Below are 19,091 nucleotides of genomic sequence, written 5' to 3'. Positions count from 1 at the left end.
ACAGTCTGCGACCCATATGAATAATCAGGTAAAAGGTCTTGCCGCATCGTTCGGCGCTTATCTATGCTGGGGCTTCATGCCTCTGTACTGGGCGCTCTTCGGACATGTCCGAGGCTGGGAAGTCATCGGACACCGCGTTCTTTGGTCGCTTTTAATTATTTCTGCGCTTTTGCTTCTGCTCGGCCGTTTGGAAGTGATTAAAAGTACGGTTAGAGGAGTTGTCCGCAGCAAGATTCAGCTCTTTAACCTCTTTATGGCTGCGGTTCTGGCTGCGGTGAACTGGTGGATCAATGTCTATTCCGTCAGCATTAATCAGGTGGTGGAGCTCGGCATCGGTATGTTTCTTACGCCCCTGATTTCCGTAGTACTCGGCGTCATCTTTTTCCGCGAGACGCTTTCCCGACTTAAATGGGTCAGCGTAATTCTGCCTGCGATCGGAGTGCTCCTTATGATTTACATGTTCGGACGCATTCCCTGGATCGCTCTTGGCGTCTCTTCCACGTGGGCGCTTTATGGTGTATTTAAAAAGCGTCTCGGTATCGATCCGTGGGTCAGCAATTTATTGGAAGCTTCTCTCATGCTTCCGTTTGCGTGCGCATATTTGTACTACCTATGGACGACAGGTCAGGGCGCTTTTATTGCGGGCGGAACGCAGATCACCTGGCTTTTGATCAGTGTCGGTCTTGTCACATCAGTCCCCATGATCTTATTTTCGGCGGCCGCCAATTATCTGCCGATGTCGATCCTCGGGTTTACTCAGTACTTAAATCCGATTCTGACGCTTTTAGTCGGCCTGGTTTTCTTTAATGAACCGTTTGACGAAAGCAGGCTGATTCCGCTGTGTTTCATTTGGAGCGGCATTGTCCTGTTTATTTATGCGGAGCTTCGTTCGCGTCCGAAGGCGGCTTTCCGGATCAGATAACGTACTCTTTGTGACGTTTCTTGTCTCAAGGACGCGATGAGCGCTGTTATCATAGCGGCCTGTATTAATTAGCCGTGTTTTTCCATGCTTATCTTTTCCCGCAGCCGATCCCCATGGGTCGCTTTTGCATTTATTCTCGTTGTTGCCGTGGGCGCCTTCATGCGTTTTCAGCAGAGTGCGGAAAACGAAGAAGCGCAGCTGAAGATTGATCAGGCAGGGTTTGTCGAATTTAAGCAGGACCTGACTGCTTTGAAAATTCCGGAAAAGACCCTGAATTCTCGCACGCTCTTTGAGGTATATCGCTGCGGCATGGGTTCAATTACGGAACGAAACTACTGCGCTCATCTTGGCGATGAGTTCTTCGGTTCTCTCACCGATGAGCAGAAGAAGGCGATTCGGCCGATTCTTGAAAAACACTTCAATAAGCACTGATTAAAGGCTTTGCAGCAATGGACTGGATTCTTTATCTTAAGGCCGTGATTCTCGGCGTTGTGGAAGGTCTTACCGAGTTTCTTCCTGTTTCATCTACCGGACACTTGATTGTCGCAGGCAGTCTTCTGGATTACACCGGAGCGGAGGCCGATACTTTTTATATCGCTATTCAGGCAGGCGCTATATTTGCGGTGTGCTGGCATTATCGCCGTCGTCTGATCGACATTTGTCTCGGTCTCTTTTCCGAAAAAGTGCAGCAGAGGCTTGCCGCCAATACGGTTATTGCGTTCCTGCCTGCGGCTGTAATCGGGGTTTTGGTTGCTAAGTACATCAAAGCCTGGCTCTTCAATCCGGTTTCCGTTGCCGCGGCTCTTGTGATTGGCGGCGTCATCATTTTGATTGTTGAGCGCTATCAGGATAAGAAATCGTATCGTCCGCGCGTCGCTTCAATGGATGACATGAGCTGGAGAGACGCCTTGAAGGTCGGTTTCTTACAGTGCTTAGCCATGATCCCGGGTACCAGTCGTTCCGGAGCCACAATTATCGGTGGTCTTGTGATCGGTCTGTCCAGGACAGCTGCGACCGAGTTTTCCTTCTTCCTCGCGATTCCGACGATCTTCGGCGCGACGGTTTATGAGCTTTGGGAGTCTCGTGAATTATTAACCGCTCAGAGCCTGCCGACGATTGGCGTCGGTTTTGTTGTGTCTTTTTTCTCGGCACTTGCCGTGGTCCGTTGGCTTCTGCACTACGTTGCCAAACATGATTTCTCCGCGTTCGGTTGGTACCGAATCCTCTTTGGCGGTGTCATTCTTCTGACTTGGTGGACCGGGCTGGTTCAGTGGTAGGTGTTCTGCAGCAGCCGCTTTGAGAGCCGCATTGCGGCAAGAGCGGCAGCTGCTCCGAGTGTGATGCTCAGCGCCATATAGCAGGTGCCTGAAACGAAGTCGTGATTCAGGCAGAGCAGTGATAAGGCGGAAAACGTTGTAAAGGAACCGAGCAGTCCGGTGCCGACGCCTTTATTCAGCAAAAAGTTCAGACAAGAGGCAGGTCTTTCTTCGCAATAGACTGTAATGGCGCCGAGGCAGGCAGATCCGACCACATTGATGAGGATGAGCGCGGCTTCGGAAGAAAAGTCTGAGAGCAGATCGTTTTCTGTAAAAACCCGAAGCGCGGCACCGAGCGCGCCGAACAGGGCCGCTGTCAATAAAGTTAAAACACGCAGCTTCATAACGCGCCTGCCCACAATCCGATAAATACAGCCGCAGGGCAAAGCGCTGCGTTAAGGAGCGTCTCGGCTGAAGCGATTTTCCAATTACCTTTGAGGATCGCTTTCGCAAGATCGACCGCGAAGGTGGAGAAAGTCGTCAAACTTGCGCAAAATCCGGCCTGAAGCGCCGCTAAATGATTTTGCGGCAGATCTTCTGCATGAGCAAGAATCCATCCAAGCAGCAGACATCCGATGATGTTGACCGTCAGAGTGGCGGTCGCAAATCCGTTTTTCGGCGTTTTGATCAGCATGTAGGCGAGCGCTCGGCAGCCTGCGCCGAGCGCGCCGCCCGCAAATATGCAGAGCAGAGAGGCGCAGGAGAGCATTTTTCTTTACTGTTTGATGAACACGAAGTCCCAGCAGCCGTGTCCGAGGCGATTTCCGCGCTCATTGAATTTGGTTGTCGGACGGTCGATCAGCGGATTCTTGGGTTCCGGCGCAGCGCCCTCGTGCAGGTTTTTGAGTCCTTCAGTGCGGCTCAAAACCTCCAGCATCTGTTCGGCATAATTTTCCCAGTCGGTGGCGCTGTGGAAGTAACCGCCCGTCTTAATTTTGGGAACAAGCAGTTTCATGAACGCATCGTTGATGAGTCTGCGCTTGTGGTGACGAGCCTTGCGCCAGGGATCCGGGAAGAAGATATGCACGCCTGCGAGCGTGTTGTCTTCAATCATGTCTCTGACGACTTCAACCGCGTCGTGTCGGAAGATACGGATGTTCTTGAGGTCCATGTCGCGGATGCGTTTGGAGAGCGCGCCGACTCCGGCGGCAAAAACTTCGCAGCCGATGAAGTTGATTTCCGGGTGCGCCTGGGCGATTGCGGCGGTCGTTTCGCCCATACCGCAGCCGATTTCAAGAACAACAGGATTGTCGTTGCCGAAAATCTCTTTAGAGGACAGCTTGGTATTCGGATCGTACTGAATTTGGTAGAGCGGCAGGAGTTCTTCTAGAGCTTTTTCCTGTGCGCTGCTGATATGTCCGCGTCTCATACAGAAACTGCGGATATGTTTTTTCTTTAATTCTTCGATTTGTTCAGGCGTCAGCGGTGTTTTCATATTCGGATGCTAAAAATAACTGCGCTCCAATTTTAGGCAATATTTGAAATTAATTACGGTCGGAACGCCTTTGGAAACACAATTTGTGCTCAAAAGCAGAAATTTAAAGGAGGATGCGCAAGAGACTGGAGCGGGTGAGGGGAATCGAACCCCCGTCGTAAGCTTGGGAAGCTTCTGCTCTACCATTGAGCTACACCCGCAAATGACGTGCAGAGGATTGTAACGGATTTTTAAAGCGGAGGAAACGGAAGGAAGTACGAAGAAACGTTTAGTCCGCCGCTCCCTGGCTCGAAAGCACAGCGGAAGGTTAGCGCAGGCGGGCTAATTCCGGTTTTATGCTCCAAATATCCTTGAGAAACGGAATAAGTTTTTCCAGTTGGCTGTCCTGTTTGCCAGGATGTCTCAGAATCCATACTTTTGAGCTTGGCATTTTCCAATCGGGAAGCATACGAACCAACTTTTTCTGCTGGACGAACTCGGCGGCTGCCCAGAGCGGAATGCCGACAGCGACGCCAAGTCCTTCGGCGGCTGAACTGATCATGGCCTGAAGCGAATTCACCAGGATCTGGGGTTCGATTCGAAGACCGATACTTTCTCCAGTGCTCTGAAGCAGAATCTGCGAGCTTTTACTGCCGTGGATCAGGGGAAGCGTTTCCAGAGCCTCCGGTTCGGTTAGAGCGCCGCGCACGGAGATGAACTTCGGAGACGCAAAAATACCGTACTGAATTTCGGCGGCTTCATAAGCGACGAAGTGAACATTGGGCAGATCGTCGATACAGAAAATCAGATCGAAGCTTTCGAGTTCAATGTCGCTGATGCGCATATAAGTTTCGAGTTCGACGCGAAGCCGGGAAGCCGTGCTTCCTTTTTCGAATTCGGCCAGACGTCGAAGAACAAGTCCCGAGAGCGTTGTCGGAATTGCAATTCGGATAGCAGGAGACGCGGCTCCTTCGCCGCTCCGTTGAGAAAGCAGTTCGTCAAAATCCGAAAGAAGCGCTTTTGCCTCCACGTATTTTCTTTCTCCAAGCCAGGTCGGGCGCACACCGCTGGGAGAGCGTTCTAAAAGGGGTTCGCCCAGAACGTGCTCGAGCGCTCGGATTTCTTTTCCGACCTGTGTCACATCTGTTTCGAGGATAGAGGCCGCCGCGAGCATGCTTCCTTTTTCAACCGAGCAGACGAAGTATTTCCATTGCAGCAGAGTGGCTTTTTTCATATCAGTCTGTTGTTGAGAACGTTAGATTTGGATTGGACTGCCATTTTTCCACGATGAAATGACAGAGCGCGATTGTGACCGCTGAAGCTTCCTTCTTGGTCGGAAGAAGCAGGCTCACGGGAGAAGAAGACGGTTCCCACTCGGGCAGTACATGAATGAGCAGTCCTCTTCTGACGAGATCAAGCGTGTCATAGCGGAAGGCGTGTACGGAGATTCCCGCGCCGCAAAGAGCAGCTGTCCTTGCGGCGGTATGGTCCTTCAGCTTCAGTCTTGGGCGGTATGGAATGATCGCTCGTTCATTACCCTTTAGAAGAACCAGAGGAGAGCCGCCGCAGAGGTCGTTGCCTCCGAGAAGTTCATGTCGTTCCAGATCTTTCGGACTTTTGGGATAGCCGTATTTGGAGAGATAGCTGACTGAGGCGACCATCATCCTTCTCATGTCTCCTAGTTTGAGGATTCGGGCGTTCGAGCAGGGATAAAGGCCGTGGTTGATGCGGACATCGCACTCGGGCGGAATGATGTGCATCGGCCCAAGCGTCAGCGTCAGATCCAGAGAGACTTCCGGGTTGATTCTTCGAAATTGGGTGAGCCACGGAATCAGAAGTCCGTTTCCGATCGCGCAGGGGGCGGAGACCCGAATCGTTCCCCTTAGACGGGGACTCTCCTCATCCGGAGCGGCTGAGAGCTTTTGAAACCGGGAAAGCAGAGCGGAGGTTTTCTCAAGAAGCGAGATGCCGGAAGGCGATAAAACCGTTCCGACCGAGCTTCGAACAAAAAGCTTTGTGCCGAGCATGCTCTCAAGCGCGGCAATGCGTCTTGAGACCGTTGCTTTTGAAATTTGAAGTTCTTCCGCCGCCTTTCGGTAACCGCCTAAAACCGCGGTGCGCTCGAAGGTTTCAAGAAGTTCGGCTTTATCTAAGAATCTCATGGTGTTTCGTTATAAACAAAACAATGTCCTGTTTAAATATCTTACCGTAACGATGGTTGAGGATGAGAATAAAACTATAAAAATCACCTCAAGGAGAAATCTATGACCTGGACTTGCTGGGCTGCGGTAGTCATTGTTATTTTGACTGTAGCGGCACTTGTTAAACGGTATGAGACACGGCTGGTACTGATTGCGGCCGGTCTGCTGATGACTTGTTTGGCGCTGGAGCCGATGCAGGCACTTAACGCCTTTGCCAAATCGATGACCAACGGCGGTCTCATTATGGCAATCTGTTCGGCGATGGGTTTTGCTTATGTTGTTCAGATGACCAAATGCGATGTGCATTTGGTGAAACTTCTGGCGGCTCCTCTGAGTAAGCTCGGCTGGTTTTTGATTCCCTGCACGACTGCGATCACATACTTTATTTGTATCGCGATTCCGTCAGCCGCGGGCTGCGCGGCCGCGGTCGGTCCGACCATGATTCCGCTTCTGCGCAAAGCGGGCGTCAGTCCTCAGGGAACCGCCGCAGCAATTCTCGGCGGAACATTCGGATCCATGCTGTCTCCGGGCTTATCTCATAACGCCTATGTCGCCAAAATGGCCAATCTTGACGTTCTTCAGACGATTGCCGTGCACATGAACTACACATTGATTTGCGGTGCTATTGCGGCGGTCGGCATCACGGTTATGTGTCTGCTGCTTGGCGACTACAAACCCGGTTCCGGAAGTCAGGTTGAAACAGAAATCGCCCAGGGCGACGTGGTCAGCGTCAATCCTCTTAAGGCTCTTGCGCCGATCGTCCCGGTTGTCATTCTGGTTGTCGGCAATATGTGGGTTCCGCTCATCAAGATGGGCGTTGCGCAGGCCATGCTGGTCGGTGTTCTTTATACGCTTTTGGTTTCTCTTGCCGATCCCCAGCAACTCTCCAAACGATTTTTCGCGGGCATGGGCAACGGCTACGGCGAAGTGCTCGGCATCATTATCGCTGCGGGTGTTTTTGCTGCCGGCCTTAAGTCCTCCGGTCTTATTTCCGTCTTTATCGATATGCTCCGCGAGTCCAACGAAATCGCGCGCTGGGGCGGCTCTATCGGCCCGTTCGTCATGGGCGTGATTATGGGTTCCGGAGACGCGGCGGCGTTCGCTTTCAATGAGGCTGTCACGCCGCATGCGGAAAGCTTCGGCATGCAGATCCCGACACTCGGAACAATGGCTGCGTTAGCCGGCGCGCTCGGCCGCACGATGAGCCCGATCTCCGGTGTTGCGATCGTGATCTGCGGTCTGACCGGCGTTACTAATCCGATTGAACTGAGTAAACGTCTTGCGCTTCCGATGGTGGTTTCGGTCATCTTTGTTGCGCTGGCAATGGTTTAACAAGTAAGGAGCAGAACATGAACTATGTTGAGAAAGCGGTTTGTCTGAGAAGGGCGCTTCATAAGATCCCGGAGCTCGGATGGGGCGAATTCTGCACGACGGCAAAGATCATTGAGAATCTTGAGCCTCTTGGCTGGAAGCTTTATGTCGGCAGACAGCAGATTTCTGAAGAAGCGGTAATGGGCCGCTCTGAGGAATTCGTGCAGAAGAGTATTGAAAGAGCGCTTTCCGAAGGCGTAGACAAGGCGCTGATTGAGCGGATGGAAGGTTATACCGGCTGCGTCGCGGAATTTGATACCAGAAGACCGGGCCCGGTAACCGCGCTTCGTTTTGATATTGACTGCGTGGGAGTTGAAGAAACCGACAGAAAAGATCATCTGCCGAATTTGGAAGGCTTCAGGTCTCAGCACGAAGGCGCGATGCATTCCTGCGGACATGACGGACACACTGCGGTCGGACTCTCTGTTGCGCAGTGGATCATGGACCATAAGGACGAATTAAACGGCCGGATTAAACTGATTTTCCAGCCGGCCGAAGAGGGCGTACGAGGCGGCGCCGCTCAGGCCGCATCCGGTCTGCTTGACGATGTGAACTATCTGCTTGGTGCGCATTTAGCTATGATGTGCAAGACAGGAGAAGTCTGCATCTATCCGGGCGGAGTTCTCTGCACGACAAAGCTCGATGTTCGTCTTAAAGGCAAGCCCGCTCATCCAACCATGAGTCCTCAGCTTGGCCGCAACGCGCTGGCATGCGCCTGCACCATTGTTTCCGAACTTTTAGGCATGGCGCGTCACGGCAACGGTTTAGGATGCATTAACGTGGGACTCATGCAGGCGGGTGAATGTCGAAATGTGATTCCGGTACATGCTTCCATTCAGCTGGAAGTCAGAGGCGAAACCGCAGAGATCAACGATTTCATGGTTGATCAGGCGAACCGCATTGTTAAGGGAACCGCGCTTGCTTATGACGTTGAATACGAGGTTGAGAAAGTCGGCGAGGCAGGGGAGCTGCTCAATGATCCGGAACTTGCGGATCTCGTCAAAGAGGTTTCCGAAAAGGTGCCGAGCTGCCGCAAAGTGATTGATCACAAAAAACTCGGCTGTTCGGAGGACTTTACGATGCTTGCCGCACGTGTCAGAGCGGTTGGCGGAAAGACGGAGTTCTTTGTTATCGGAGCGGACCGCACGGCAGCGCATCATCAGCGTGAGTTTGATTTTGATGAAAAGGGACTGGAAACCGCGTTTGATATCTTCACCGGATGTCTGCGTCGTCTTAACGGCAAATAATTAAGCGATTCTCATCGCAAAGAGGTGTCCCTAAGGACACCTTTTTTATGGCGAAAAAAAAGCGGCCCAGAGACTGAGCCGCTTCAAAAATTTCACCCCATTTTTCAAGGTTAGACCTTGGAGATATCGACAGAAGAACTATCAACGTGATGACACTGTAACATAAATGAAAATGATTATCAATAACTATAAACATAAAAATGCAAACTAAAAAAAACGGCCGATTTTATCGGCCGTTTGAAATTTCACCCCATTAGCTCTATGAACTATGTCCAAGGAGACATCGATAAGTAACTATCAATATGTGCACTTTAACATAAACAATAATGATTCTCAATATCAGATATAGATTTTACATTTTGTTTCATGAAGCGAGCTCTGTGCGGCGAGGTATTTAAAGCCGGACCGATGATGCTGAACGGTTATCAGGCGTTTTGAAACAAAAGAAAACGGGCCGATAAGGCCCGCCTTAATGACTTCCGGGTTAGCGGTGCGACGCTCTTCTCACTGCCCAATCGCCAAAGCTCTGAAGACTCTGTACGAAAACAATGAGGATGATGACAACCGCGGCCATGACTTCAGGCATGAAGCGCTGATAACCGTAGCGGATGCCCATATCGCCGAGTCCGCCTCCGCCGACGGCGCCGGCCATAGCGGAGCTTCCGACCAGAGCAACAAACGCGATCGTCAGGCCGGCGAGAATGCCGGGCATCGCTTCGGGAAGCAGTACCTTAGTGATGATTTGGACGTTGGTCGCGCCCATGGACTGAGCCGCTTCAACCAGGCCCTTATCGACTTCACGCAGGCTTGTTTCTACCAAACGAGCGATCAACGGAGCGGCCGCTATAGTCAGCGGAACGATCGCCGCGACGGTGCCGATGGAGGAGCCGACGATCAAACGGGTAAACGGGATAATCGCGACAAGAAGAATGATGAACGGTGTTGAGCGAATCGCGTTAACGATCGTGCCGATCACTCGATTCATGAAAGGTTTCGGCATGATGCCTTTCGGAGAAGTCACAAAAAGGAAGACCCCGAGCGGGATACCGATGACTGCGCCGAGTCCGCCGCTGATACCGACCATCAGAAGGGTTTCTAAAAAGGATTCCCAGAGAAGATTGATGATATTAGATGACATTGGTCAGTTCCTCCACGCGTACACCCTTGGATGCAATGTAGTCGACGGCTTGTTTGAAGTTTTCCGGAGTGCCTTCTATGACAAGCGTCAAGGTACCGTAACTTTCATTTTGAATCTCGTCGATCTGCCCGAGGAGGATGTTGAAATCGAGGTTAAACAGGCTGCAGGCCTTTGAAAGAACAGGGTCGGTAGTCGAATTGCCGACGAAGGTCAGACGCATGAGATGCAGTTTGCGGCCGTCGGGGCGTTCCGTCTGAAGCAGCTTTTTCACTCTTGCGATCATCGGCTGCGGGAGCGATCGCGCGGCAAGCGCGCTGCCGAGCATCGCCTGAGTGACTTCGCTCTTGGGGTCGCGGAAGACGTCGATGACGTCGCCTTCTTCAACCACCACACCCTTATTCATGACAACGACGCGATTGCAGATTTGCTTCACCACGTCCATTTCGTGCGTAATCATGACGATGGTAAGGCCGAGTTCCTTATTAATTTTTTTCAAAAGCTGAAGAGTGGCCTGTGTGGTTTCCGGGTCCAACGCGGAAGTTGCTTCGTCGCTTAGGAGAATCTTCGGGTCGGAGGAAAGGGCGCGCGCAATGCCGACGCGTTGTTTTTGCCCGCCGGAGAGCTGAGACGGATATTTATTCGCGTGTTCTGTCAGGCCCACCAGTTCAAGCAGGGGCATGACCTTTTCGCGGGTTTTATCTTTCGGCGTATTCACGAGTTCGAGTGGCAGCGCGACGTTGTCGTAGACCGTGCGGGAGGACAGCAGGTTGAAGTGCTGAAAGATCATGCCTATTTGTCTGCGTTCGGCTCTGAGTTCCGCGTCAGACATCTGAGTGAGGTCTTTGCCGTCAACGATGACTTTGCCCTGAGTCGGGCGGTTCAGAAGGTTGATGCAGCGGACAAGCGTGCTTTTGCCGGCACCGCTTCGGCCGATAATTCCGAAAATGTCGCCAGGCCGGATATGGACGTTTACGTCTTTACAGGCGTAAAACGTGCCTTTTCCATCGCTGGTTTTATATTCCTGCGTGATGTGCTGTAAATCAATCATTTTGTTTCGTTCCCATGAGCGAGGTGCTGAGCCTCGAGGTCCCGCCCTGCGGCAGGACAAATCATTTCTATGCGGACTCGGAAGAGTCAAAGGGACATAATGTGTTGTCTCCAAGCAAAAATTATCCATGATTTTTTAGATATAAACAGGAACTTTCTCAAGAAAATTAAGTCGTAAAAACGATGGAAATTGTTGTGCAGGAGCGTTTATATGTGATTGTTCTGTGATTTCTGGTTATTTTCGGTATTGACAGCGTCTATCGGCTGTACGTCAATAAAATTTCCTTTGGAATTGCTATACGTCAATCTATACGTCAATAAAAATTCCATTGGGAGCCGTTAATTGTCAGCAGGGAAAAACCGCAAAGGCCTCGTACTTCTGAAAAATTGCAGAACTAGAGAACTAAAAATTTAAAAATCACAAAAAATCCATTTATTTCAGTGGAATAAAAGGATTTTTTGTGTTATACTAGATTACCTAATTAGATAATCGATTGTAATTATGAATACACCAAAACTTCCTCCGCTCATTATTAAAAAGAGCCCTTCGGCTTATTACGTTTACACCTATAAAAATAAGTGGGATTCCGAGAAAAAGAGAAGTTATCGAGTTAGCTTCAAGAAGGTCGGTACTGTTACCTCCGGTCAGAAGGAAGGCCGAATCCGCTGGGACGAACACTTTTTAGCTGAGCGCCCTGAATTAAGGGATTTTATTTGCCAACGCAAGGGCAAAGCCTATATCTTCACTGCGGTGAGTGAAGGCGGTTTTACTCTTTCTCAAGCAATGGCTGTCAAACAACTGCATGCGGGAGCCACGTGGGCGCTGGATCAGCTCGTTGCGCAATCTCCTATCGGAGAAGCTCTTAAAAGGGCCTTCCCACAGCGCCGAGACTATCTAAAAGTTTTGTCGATTGCCTACTTCATAATCCTCAATCAAGACAACAATATTTCTAAATATCCGACCTTTGCCGAGGCGACTCGTCTTCCATGGGGCGGGGCTTTGCATCCTTCCTCAATAGGCAGAGTTTTTAGGAAAATCAAAAAACAGCAAATAGAGAATTACTTTTCTGCCATCCAGGAGGGATTAATAGAGCAGAAGAAAAAAAATGGGGATGACGACAAGCTGACATTGGCTTTAGATTCGACCTCCATTTCGAGCTACGCAAATAAACTGCCAAATGTAGAAAGAGGCAGAAACAAAGACGAGGACAACCTTCCTCAAATTAATCTGCTGATGTTGGTCGAGTCCAAAAGCGGACTGCCTATCTTCTATCGAACCTACGACGGAAACGTTCCGGACGTACAAACCGTCAGACGGGTCATCGCTGACAACTCCAGACTAGGTATCCAAAACGTTGTTCTTGTGTCTGACCGAGGTTACAGCGGTACAAAAAACATCAATGACTGCCTGAGAAATAAAGTTGGCTTTCTGTTCAACATGAAGTGCGGGATATCAGGCAGCCTTACCCAAGAGCTCATTGATGAAGAAAGAGTTAACCTCCAGGACTTAAATCGAATGGATTGGTTTACCCAGGTCTTTCAGGTGACAAAGAAGATCAGCTGGATTTATGAACCTAATCCTGTAACGGGTCAGAGATCCACAAAAAAGACGCAGGAAACTGCGGAGCTTTACTGGCATAGCTATTTCGATCGACAAATTGCTGAGAATGCCAGACAAGGGATGTTTGAGAGAATCATTCGTATACGCGAAAAAATGGCCACCGGTAAGTCTCTCGATGAAAACGAACAAACATTACTAGAAGAGGTGTTTGTAAAACATGAGAAAGACGGCACGGTCAGCTACAGCGTCGACAATAAAAAAGTGGATCAAAAGCTCCGCTACAAAGGCTACCGGGTACTGGTAAGCGACGAAATATCCGATGCCAGAAAAGCCTGGTGCGCTTACCAGGAACGCTGGATAGTCGAAGATACATTTAAAACACTCAAATCCCGCTTGGGCTGCTCAAGAAATCGAGTCTCGGACAACGAATCATTGACTGGTAAAACGTTTGTACAGTTCCTGGCAACCTCTATTGCGATGATTGTCAGAACCAGGCTGAGAAAATACAGTGAGGAGTGCAAAAAGAATAATAGTCTGCCAATAGTGTATGACAGTGACTGCAGAGTTCTGGACTCTTTGAACAATGTAATGCAGACCAGATTCTGCGGAGGTTACTACTTCGGTGAAATCGCAGGGAAAAGACGGATGTTATTTGAAGCCCTCGGGGTTCCGGTTCCTGATGCAGAGCCTGAAAAGGCGCAGGTCTACGAAGACGACGAAGAAGAGACAGACTTCTAAAGAAGATGCCTTCAGATTAAAAGCTGAGCCTCTGCTAGAGGCTCTAGATTCTGCAATATTTCAGATTTCAGGTACTTATTGGTCCGGGCAAAAAAATATCCGAGAGTCTTGGAGACTCTCGGATGGTAACTTGGTGGGGGCACAGGGATTCGAACCCGGGACCTACGGATTAAGAGTCCGCTGCTCTACCAACTGAGCTATACCCCCTATTTGGTGGGCTGTGCAGGACTCGAACCTGCGACCAATGGATTAAAAGTCCACTGCTCTACCAACTGAGCTAACAACCCTTTGTCGATCAAGACTTGCGTCTCAATCAATCGAGAAGTGAATACTACACACGTTTTTTTTAATCGTCAAATCAAGTGGACCCAATCCGAAACTGTTACCGTCGAGTAAGACATAAATTGTCGCACTAATTTTTAGAATAACTTCCAACAAGAAAATAATCTGAAATTGAAATCTGCCTTGTCAAATCTGATTTTTTCGCTACTATTACAGAACTTATGCGGCTTGAGCCGCCAAAATTTAGGAAGAATTAAATGGCTGAAAAGAAAAAAGTGAAACCGCCCGTAGAACAGATTGTTGATACGGATGCCCGCAAGAAAGCGCTCAAGGTCGCGTTGGATCAGATTACAAAGCAGTTTGGTAAGGACGCGATCCTAAATATGGGCGACGGTCCGGCCGAGCAGAACCTTGATGTCGTCTCCACCGGCTCTTTCACTCTGGATATGGCGCTTGGCGTCGGCGGTCTTCCCCGCGGACGTATCGTTGAGATTTACGGACCGGAATCTTCCGGTAAAACAACGCTGACGCTGCACATCCTTGCAGAAATGCAGAAACTTGGCGGAACCTGCGCGTTTATCGACGCCGAGCACGCTCTGGATATTAAATATGCTCAGGCGCTCGGCGTGCATATTGAAGATCTGCTCTTGTCTCAGCCGGACAGCGGAGAACAGGCTCTGGAAATCACAGATGCGTTGGTTCGTTCCGGAGCGGTTGACCTCGTCGTCATCGACTCTGTCGCAGCTCTTGTGCCCCGTTCTGAAATCGAAGGCGAAATGGGCGAAGCTCTCCCCGGTCTGCAGGCCAGACTGATGAGCCAGGCGCTGCGCAAGCTCACATCCAGTATTAAAAAATCCAACACACTCGTAGTCTTTATTAACCAGGTTCGTCAGAAGATCGGCATCACTTACGGTTCTCCCGAGACAACGACCGGCGGCAATGCGCTGAAGTTCTACGCCACGATCCGTATGGATATCCGCAGAATCGGCGGCATCAAGAAGGGCGACGAAGTACTCGGCAACGAGACACGCGTTAAAGTTGTGAAAAACAAAGTTGCGCCTCCCTTCAAACAGGCTGAGTTTGAAATCATCTACGGCGAAGGCATCTCCCGCGAAGGCGAAGTCATCGATCTCGGTACCGATATGGATATCTTCGGCAAGTCTGGCGCTTGGTACTCCTATCAGGGCAATAAGATTGGCCAAGGCAAGGCGGCTGCCAGAGAGTGGCTCAAAGAACATCCTGAAGAAATGAAGCTCATCGAAGATCAGATTCGCGCCAAGATCAGCGGTGAAAACGAAAAACATAAGAACGATCCGGTTACAGAGACTTCATCCGTGACCGAAGAGGTCTATGAAGACGCACCATGATGAGTGAGTCTGACGAGCGCAGACAGCAAATCAAATTCAAGGCGGTAGCGGCTCTTGCAGCAAAAGAGCGCTCTCGCCTTGGTCTTTTTAAGAAGCTGTCGGACCAATTTGAAGAGCCCGGAGATGCCGAACTGATTAATTCGGTACTCGATGAGCTTGAGAAACGTAAATATCTTTCAGACGAGCGCTTTGCAAAAAGCCAGGTCATGATCAAAAACTCACGCTTTGGCGATCAGAAGCTTCGCTGGGAACTTCGTAGACAAGGCGTGTCAAGCGAATTGGCTGATGAGGCAATTCGCGAAAACGAAGTGTCCGAACTGGATCGGGCAAGAGTTCTGTGGGAGCGCCGCTTTGGTGAGCCTCCTCAGGATCCGAAAGAAAGAGCCAGACAGGTTCGATTCCTCGCGTATCGGGGATTTTCTTTCAGAACAATCGAAAAGGTTCTTCGCTGTCGACTCGATGAAGAAGAGTAATGCCCGGCAATGCTTAGAGCGGCTCTGGGTTTATACTCGTAAGATTGCTTTTGGAACAATCTCACAATCTCTTTTTCATTTACGCCGATGAAAATTCATGAATATCAAGCGCGTCGTATTCTTCAGAATTTCGACGTGCCCGTTCCCGTTGCGGAAGTTGCCTCCAGTGCTGAAGAGGCAGAACAGATAGCTAAAGAAATCGGAGGCCGCGTTTGGGCTGTCAAGGCTCAGGTTCATGCGGGCGGCAGGGGAAAAGCGGGCGGCGTGAAGCTTGCCCGAAGCCTCGGGGACATCTCCGCTCTGGCTTCCTCCTTAATCGGTTCCCGCCTTGTGACCAAACAAACCGGCGCGCACGGCGCTCCGGTCAGCAAGGTTCTGATTCAGGAAGGGCTTAATATCGCTCAGGAATTCTATGTTGGACTCCTGATTGACCGTCAGGCGCAAAAACCGATTCTCATCGCTTCTGCAGAGGGCGGAGTCGAGATCGAACGCGTTGCGGCCGAATCTCCTGAAAAAATTATCAACACCTATATCGATCCGGAAAGCGGACTGAGCAGAGAACAGGCGCTTGAAGTCGCCACTAAGCTCGGTGTGGAGCCGGCGGTTTGCCCGGAGTGCGCCGATGTTTTGGTGAAACTCTGGAACACGTTCAATTCAATGGACTGCTCGCTTCTGGAAATTAATCCGCTGATCGTAACTGCCGAACATAAGGTCTATCCGCTGGACGTGAAGATGACCTTTGATGACAACGCGCTGATGCGCCATCCGGAACTCGAAAGCCTGCACGATCCCGAACAGGAAGATCCGACGGAACTTACTGCGCATCAGGCCGGACTTCAGTACATTCAGCTTGACGGCAATATTGCGTGCTTGGTAAACGGCGCCGGCTTGGCCATGGCCACAATGGACACCATCAAGCTCTTCGGAGGCGAACCTGCCAACTTCCTTGATATTGGAGGCGGCGCCTCGGTTGAAAAGGTGACGGCCGCTTTCGAAATCATGCTCTCCCGCCCCGAAGTCAAGGTGATTTTGGTCAATATCTTCGGCGGCATTATGAAGTGCGACATTATCGCCGAGGGCATCGTTCAGGCCTGCCATAAAGTCAAACTGACGGTGCCGCTCGTCGTTCGCATGAAAGGAACGCACGAGGAACTTGGCAAACAGATTCTCAAAGACAGCGGACTGCCGATTCTTTCTGCCGAATCACTCGGCGAGGCAGCAAAACTTGCAGTAGAAAAGTCTCGGGAGTAAGCGATGAGTATTTTGGTTAATAAAGATTCCCGTGTGATTACTCAGGGTATGACCGGGAAAACCGGACAGTTCCATACACGTCTGTGCAGAGAGTACGGATTTGGCAAAGACTGCTTTGTGGGCGGCGTGAATCCGCGTAAAGCGGGCCAGGTATGGGAAGGTCTGCCGATTTTTGCCTCGGTGAAAGAGGCTAAAGAAGCTACCGGAGCAAACGTCTCCGTGATTTATGTTCCGCCCGCGGGCGCGGCTGCCGCAATTCAGGAAGCGAGCGACGCAGGAATCGAACTGATTATCTGCATCACGGAAGGAATTCCCGTTCTCGATATGGTCCGCGTTCGTGACCATATGAAGAAGACCGGCTCCAAATCACTGCTTCTCGGACCGAACTGCCCGGGCGTCATGACGCCGGGAGAAATTAATGTTGGCATTATGCCTGAGCACATCCATCGCAAGGGTCATATCGGTGTGGTTTCCCGCTCCGGAACTCTGACATACGAAGCGGTTGCGCAGCTTACCGCGCTCGGTTACGGACAGTCCACCGCCATCGGTATCGGCGGCGATCCGATTAACGGAATCAAGCACATCGACGCGCTCAAACTGTTCAATGACGATCCAGATACAGAGGCCGTGGTCATGATCGGAGAGATCGGCGGAAGCGACGAAGAGACCGCCGCAGAATGGGTGCGTGACAATATGAAGAAGCCCGTAGTGGGCTTTATTGCCGGTGTGACAGCGCCAGCGGGTAAGAGAATGGGGCATGCGGGCGCCATTATCTCGGGCGGCAGGGGAACAGCCGAAGGCAAACTCGCGGCGCTGGAAGCCTGCGGGATTCGTACGACGCGCAATCCCTCCGAGATCGGCGAGCTTCTTAAATCTGTGCTGACATCCGTCAAGGAGTAATTTATTTTGGAAACATTGATTGTCTGGTTTAACGAAATACACTGGGTCGCCGTTCTTCAGATCATTATGATTGACATCCTGCTTGGCGGAGACAACGCCGTGGTCATTGCATTGGCCTGCAGAGATTTGGATCCACATCTGAGACGGAAAGGGATTTTCTACGGCGCGGGCGGTGCGATTGCGCTTCGGGTGATTCTGATCGCGTTTGCCGTGACGATCATGACGATCCCATACCTGAAGTTCTGCGGCGGACTCCTTCTTCTTTGGATCGGTATCAAACTGATCGTTCCTCATGACGAAGGAGATCAGGAGGTACACGCAAGTAAAAAACTTTGGGGCGCGGTTAAGACAATTATTATCGCCGATCTGGTGATGAGTATCGACAATGTCATCGCGATCGCAGGCGCAGCCGAACAGGCACCGGGGCATCATCAGATGGCGCTGGTTATTTTCGGTCTGCTTGTCAGTGTTCCGTTTATTCTCGGCGGAAGCCAGTTTATCTTGAAAATTCTGGATCGCTTCCCGATCATTGTGTATGCGGGTGGCGCGCTGCTCGGCTGGATTGCCGGCACGCTGATGGTAGACGATCCGGGAATTTCTCCGCATTTCCCGAATCTGCCGGAGCTTCACATGGAGGGTGGAATCGCGGGAATTGTGTTCGTTCTCGGGGTTGCGCTGCTGATTAAGTTCTTCAAGAGTCGCAAGTCATCTTAAGGCATTTACTTAAAAAAAGAGGCGGTGATCTGTTCACCGCCTTTTCCTTTATGCGCAGGAGGAAATAATGGCGCCTCCGAGACAGACATCACCGTCATAAAGTACGGCGCTTTGTCCCGGTGTTACCGCCCACATGGGTTCTTCGGAAGCGAGCATCAGGCTTTCGCTGTCGGCCGATAAAATTTCACAGGCCTGATCCGGCATGCGGTAGCGCGTTTTCAGCCCGAGCTTTGTTCCGGCAAGCGGGGCTGAGCCGCTGATCCAGTTGGGACGAGTCGCCGTCAGCGTGTAAGACTTGAGCCAGGGATGATCATGTCCCTGAACAATGTAGAGCGTGTTATCCGGAATATCTTTGCGGGCAACAAACCAAGGTTCACCGTTTCCTTCTTTAGAGCCGCCTACGCCGATGCCTTTTCTCTGGCCGATGGTGTAGTAGGAAAGACCGATGTGTTCCCCGACGACCTTCCCGTCAGCGGTTTTCATCGGACCGGGTTTGTTGGCAAGATAGCGGCGCAGGAATTCGCGGAAAGGTCTCTCTCCGATAAAGCAGATACCCGTGCTGTCTTTTTTACGTGCGTTGGGCAGGCCGATTTCTTCAGCGATTCTGCGGACTTCCGTCTTGCAAAGCTCTCCTACCGGGAAAATGCTTTTGGAGAGCTGATACTGATTCAGACGATTAAGGAAGTAGCTTTGATCCTTGGCCGGATCAAGCCCCTTTAACAGTTTGAACAGACCGTTGTCTTCCGTAACACGTGCATAGTGGCCGGTCGCGATTTTGTCCGCGCCAAGCCGCAGAGCGTGGTCAAGGAAGGCCTTGAATTTGATTTCGGAGTTGCACAGCACGTCAGGATTCGGCGTGCGTCCTGCCTCGTACTCACTGAGGAACTCGGAAAACACGCGTTCCTTATATTCCTTGGCAAAGTTGACTGCTTCAATATCAATGCCGATCACATCGGCGACGGCCGTCGCATCAATCAGATCCTGACGGGAGGAACAGTATTCGCTGTCATCATCGTCTTCCCAGTTTTTCATGAAGAGGCCGATGACTTCATAGCCCTGCTGTTTGAGCAGGTACGCGCTGACCGCAGAGTCGACTCCGCCGGACAGCCCGACGACAACAGTTTTTGTGCTCACTTATAACTCCTTTTT

General features: G+C 50.9%; 19 protein-coding genes and 3 tRNA genes. 11 read left to right on the top strand and 11 right to left on the bottom strand.

The features are described 5' to 3' along the window. The first annotated feature begins 16 nt into the window (after nucleotides 1–16). The 3 genes from rarD (at nucleotide 17) to AC6I1F_RS10910 (ending at nucleotide 2,199) form a co-directional block, all read left to right on the top strand. On the top strand, nucleotides 17–922 hold the full coding sequence (gene rarD / locus AC6I1F_RS10920) for an EamA family transporter RarD (RefSeq protein WP_251569790.1): 906 nt from the start codon (nucleotides 17–19) through the stop codon (nucleotides 920–922). 84 nt (nucleotides 923–1,006) lie between these two features. Beyond that, nucleotides 1,007–1,354: a hypothetical protein gene (locus tag AC6I1F_RS10915; RefSeq protein ID WP_160335847.1), complete on the top strand. Its 348-nt coding sequence runs from the start codon at nucleotides 1,007–1,009 to the stop codon at nucleotides 1,352–1,354. Between the two features lie 17 nt (nucleotides 1,355–1,371). Continuing rightward, nucleotides 1,372–2,199 carry an undecaprenyl-diphosphate phosphatase gene (locus AC6I1F_RS10910; protein WP_160335848.1) on the top strand — a complete coding sequence of 276 codons (828 nt, stop codon included), beginning with the start codon at nucleotides 1,372–1,374 and terminating at the stop codon, nucleotides 2,197–2,199. Here the strand turns inward: AC6I1F_RS10910 and AC6I1F_RS10905 are convergent. The 6 genes from AC6I1F_RS10905 to AC6I1F_RS10880 form a co-directional block, all read right to left on the bottom strand. After that, nucleotides 2,190–2,582, bottom strand: coding sequence for a fluoride efflux transporter FluC (locus AC6I1F_RS10905; protein WP_160335849.1), 393 nt, complete (start codon nucleotides 2,580–2,582; stop codon nucleotides 2,190–2,192). The genes AC6I1F_RS10910 and AC6I1F_RS10905 overlap by 10 nt on opposite strands. Continuing rightward, nucleotides 2,579–2,947: a fluoride efflux transporter FluC gene (locus AC6I1F_RS10900; RefSeq protein WP_160335850.1), complete on the bottom strand. Its 369-nt coding sequence runs from the start codon at nucleotides 2,945–2,947 to the stop codon at nucleotides 2,579–2,581. Before AC6I1F_RS10900 ends, AC6I1F_RS10905 begins: the two co-directional genes overlap by 4 nt. A gap of 6 nt (nucleotides 2,948–2,953) precedes the next feature. Then, complete coding sequence (trmB, locus tag AC6I1F_RS10895) at nucleotides 2,954–3,673, bottom strand: tRNA (guanosine(46)-N7)-methyltransferase TrmB (protein ID WP_160335851.1); 720 nt, start codon at nucleotides 3,671–3,673, stop codon at nucleotides 2,954–2,956. A 126-nt stretch (nucleotides 3,674–3,799) separates the two neighbouring features. Next, nucleotides 3,800–3,873, bottom strand: a tRNA-Gly gene (locus tag AC6I1F_RS10890). A gap of 107 nt (nucleotides 3,874–3,980) precedes the next feature. After that, nucleotides 3,981–4,886 carry a LysR family transcriptional regulator gene (locus AC6I1F_RS10885; RefSeq protein WP_160335852.1) on the bottom strand — a complete coding sequence of 302 codons (906 nt, stop codon included), beginning with the start codon at nucleotides 4,884–4,886 and terminating at the stop codon, nucleotides 3,981–3,983. Nucleotide 4,887: 1 nt separating this feature from the next. Continuing rightward, complete coding sequence (locus AC6I1F_RS10880; protein WP_160335853.1) at nucleotides 4,888–5,814, bottom strand: LysR family transcriptional regulator; 927 nt, start codon at nucleotides 5,812–5,814, stop codon at nucleotides 4,888–4,890. 102 nt (nucleotides 5,815–5,916) lie between these two features. Between AC6I1F_RS10880 and dcuC the strand changes: the two genes are divergently transcribed. Together dcuC and AC6I1F_RS10870 are read left to right on the top strand one after the other, a co-directional pair. Next, a complete protein-coding gene (dcuC, locus tag AC6I1F_RS10875) occupies nucleotides 5,917–7,185 on the top strand; it encodes a C4-dicarboxylate transporter DcuC (RefSeq protein WP_160335854.1) in 1,269 nt (422 codons plus the stop codon). A 17-nt stretch (nucleotides 7,186–7,202) separates the two neighbouring features. After that, the gene (locus AC6I1F_RS10870; RefSeq protein WP_290432850.1) at nucleotides 7,203–8,471 is read left to right on the top strand and encodes an amidohydrolase; all 1,269 of its coding nucleotides are present in this window, start codon (nucleotides 7,203–7,205) and stop codon (nucleotides 8,469–8,471) included. Nucleotides 8,472–8,955: 484 nt separating this feature from the next. On the opposite strand, the gene AC6I1F_RS10865 is transcribed toward AC6I1F_RS10870, so the two are convergent. Together AC6I1F_RS10865 and AC6I1F_RS10860 are read right to left on the bottom strand one after the other, a co-directional pair. Beyond that, entirely contained in the window at nucleotides 8,956–9,609 is a 654-nt protein-coding gene (locus AC6I1F_RS10865; protein WP_160335856.1) for a methionine ABC transporter permease, read from the bottom strand. Next, the gene (locus tag AC6I1F_RS10860; RefSeq protein WP_160335857.1) at nucleotides 9,599–10,657 is read right to left on the bottom strand and encodes a methionine ABC transporter ATP-binding protein; all 1,059 of its coding nucleotides are present in this window, start codon (nucleotides 10,655–10,657) and stop codon (nucleotides 9,599–9,601) included. The genes AC6I1F_RS10865 and AC6I1F_RS10860 overlap by 11 nt, the downstream gene beginning before the upstream one ends. Before the next feature lie 501 nt (nucleotides 10,658–11,158). Here AC6I1F_RS10860 and AC6I1F_RS10855 point away from each other — a divergent pair. Continuing rightward, on the top strand, nucleotides 11,159–12,955 hold the full coding sequence (locus AC6I1F_RS10855) for an IS1634 family transposase (RefSeq protein WP_497801781.1): 1,797 nt from the start codon (nucleotides 11,159–11,161) through the stop codon (nucleotides 12,953–12,955). A gap of 131 nt (nucleotides 12,956–13,086) precedes the next feature. Here the strand turns inward: AC6I1F_RS10855 and AC6I1F_RS10850 are convergent. Both AC6I1F_RS10850 and AC6I1F_RS10845 read right to left on the bottom strand, forming a co-directional pair. Further along, nucleotides 13,087–13,162, bottom strand: a tRNA-Lys gene (locus AC6I1F_RS10850). Between the two features lie 4 nt (nucleotides 13,163–13,166). Beyond that, nucleotides 13,167–13,242: transfer RNA gene (locus AC6I1F_RS10845), tRNA-Lys, on the bottom strand. 252 nt (nucleotides 13,243–13,494) lie between these two features. On the opposite strand from AC6I1F_RS10845, the gene recA reads away from it, so the two are divergent. The 5 genes from recA (at nucleotide 13,495) to AC6I1F_RS10820 (ending at nucleotide 17,942) form a co-directional block, all read left to right on the top strand. After that, entirely contained in the window at nucleotides 13,495–14,604 is a 1,110-nt protein-coding gene (gene recA / locus AC6I1F_RS10840; RefSeq protein ID WP_160336299.1) for a recombinase RecA, read from the top strand. Beyond that, nucleotides 14,601–15,077, top strand: coding sequence for a regulatory protein RecX (locus AC6I1F_RS10835; RefSeq protein WP_288319423.1), 477 nt, complete (start codon nucleotides 14,601–14,603; stop codon nucleotides 15,075–15,077). Before recA ends, AC6I1F_RS10835 begins: the two co-directional genes overlap by 4 nt. Nucleotides 15,078–15,164: 87 nt before the next feature. Then, nucleotides 15,165–16,328: an ADP-forming succinate--CoA ligase subunit beta gene (gene sucC / locus AC6I1F_RS10830; protein ID WP_160336300.1), complete on the top strand. Its 1,164-nt coding sequence runs from the start codon at nucleotides 15,165–15,167 to the stop codon at nucleotides 16,326–16,328. A gap of 3 nt (nucleotides 16,329–16,331) precedes the next feature. Beyond that, nucleotides 16,332–17,228: a succinate--CoA ligase subunit alpha gene (gene sucD, locus AC6I1F_RS10825; protein ID WP_160336301.1), complete on the top strand. Its 897-nt coding sequence runs from the start codon at nucleotides 16,332–16,334 to the stop codon at nucleotides 17,226–17,228. A gap of 6 nt (nucleotides 17,229–17,234) precedes the next feature. Further along, a complete protein-coding gene (locus AC6I1F_RS10820) occupies nucleotides 17,235–17,942 on the top strand; it encodes a TerC family protein (protein ID WP_160336302.1) in 708 nt (235 codons plus the stop codon). A gap of 48 nt (nucleotides 17,943–17,990) precedes the next feature. Here AC6I1F_RS10820 and mnmA read toward each other — a convergent pair whose 3' ends face one another. Next, nucleotides 17,991–19,076, bottom strand: a complete 1,086-nt coding sequence (gene mnmA, locus AC6I1F_RS10815) for a tRNA 2-thiouridine(34) synthase MnmA (RefSeq protein ID WP_160336303.1) — start codon at nucleotides 19,074–19,076, stop codon at nucleotides 17,991–17,993. Between the last annotated feature and the right edge of the window lie 15 nt (nucleotides 19,077–19,091).

It is taken from the genome of Parasutterella sp. St.1A3 (assembly GCF_059728705.1).
The sequence above is the reverse complement of the archived record's forward strand: the minus strand, read 5'-3'. Positions and strand labels throughout refer to the sequence as shown.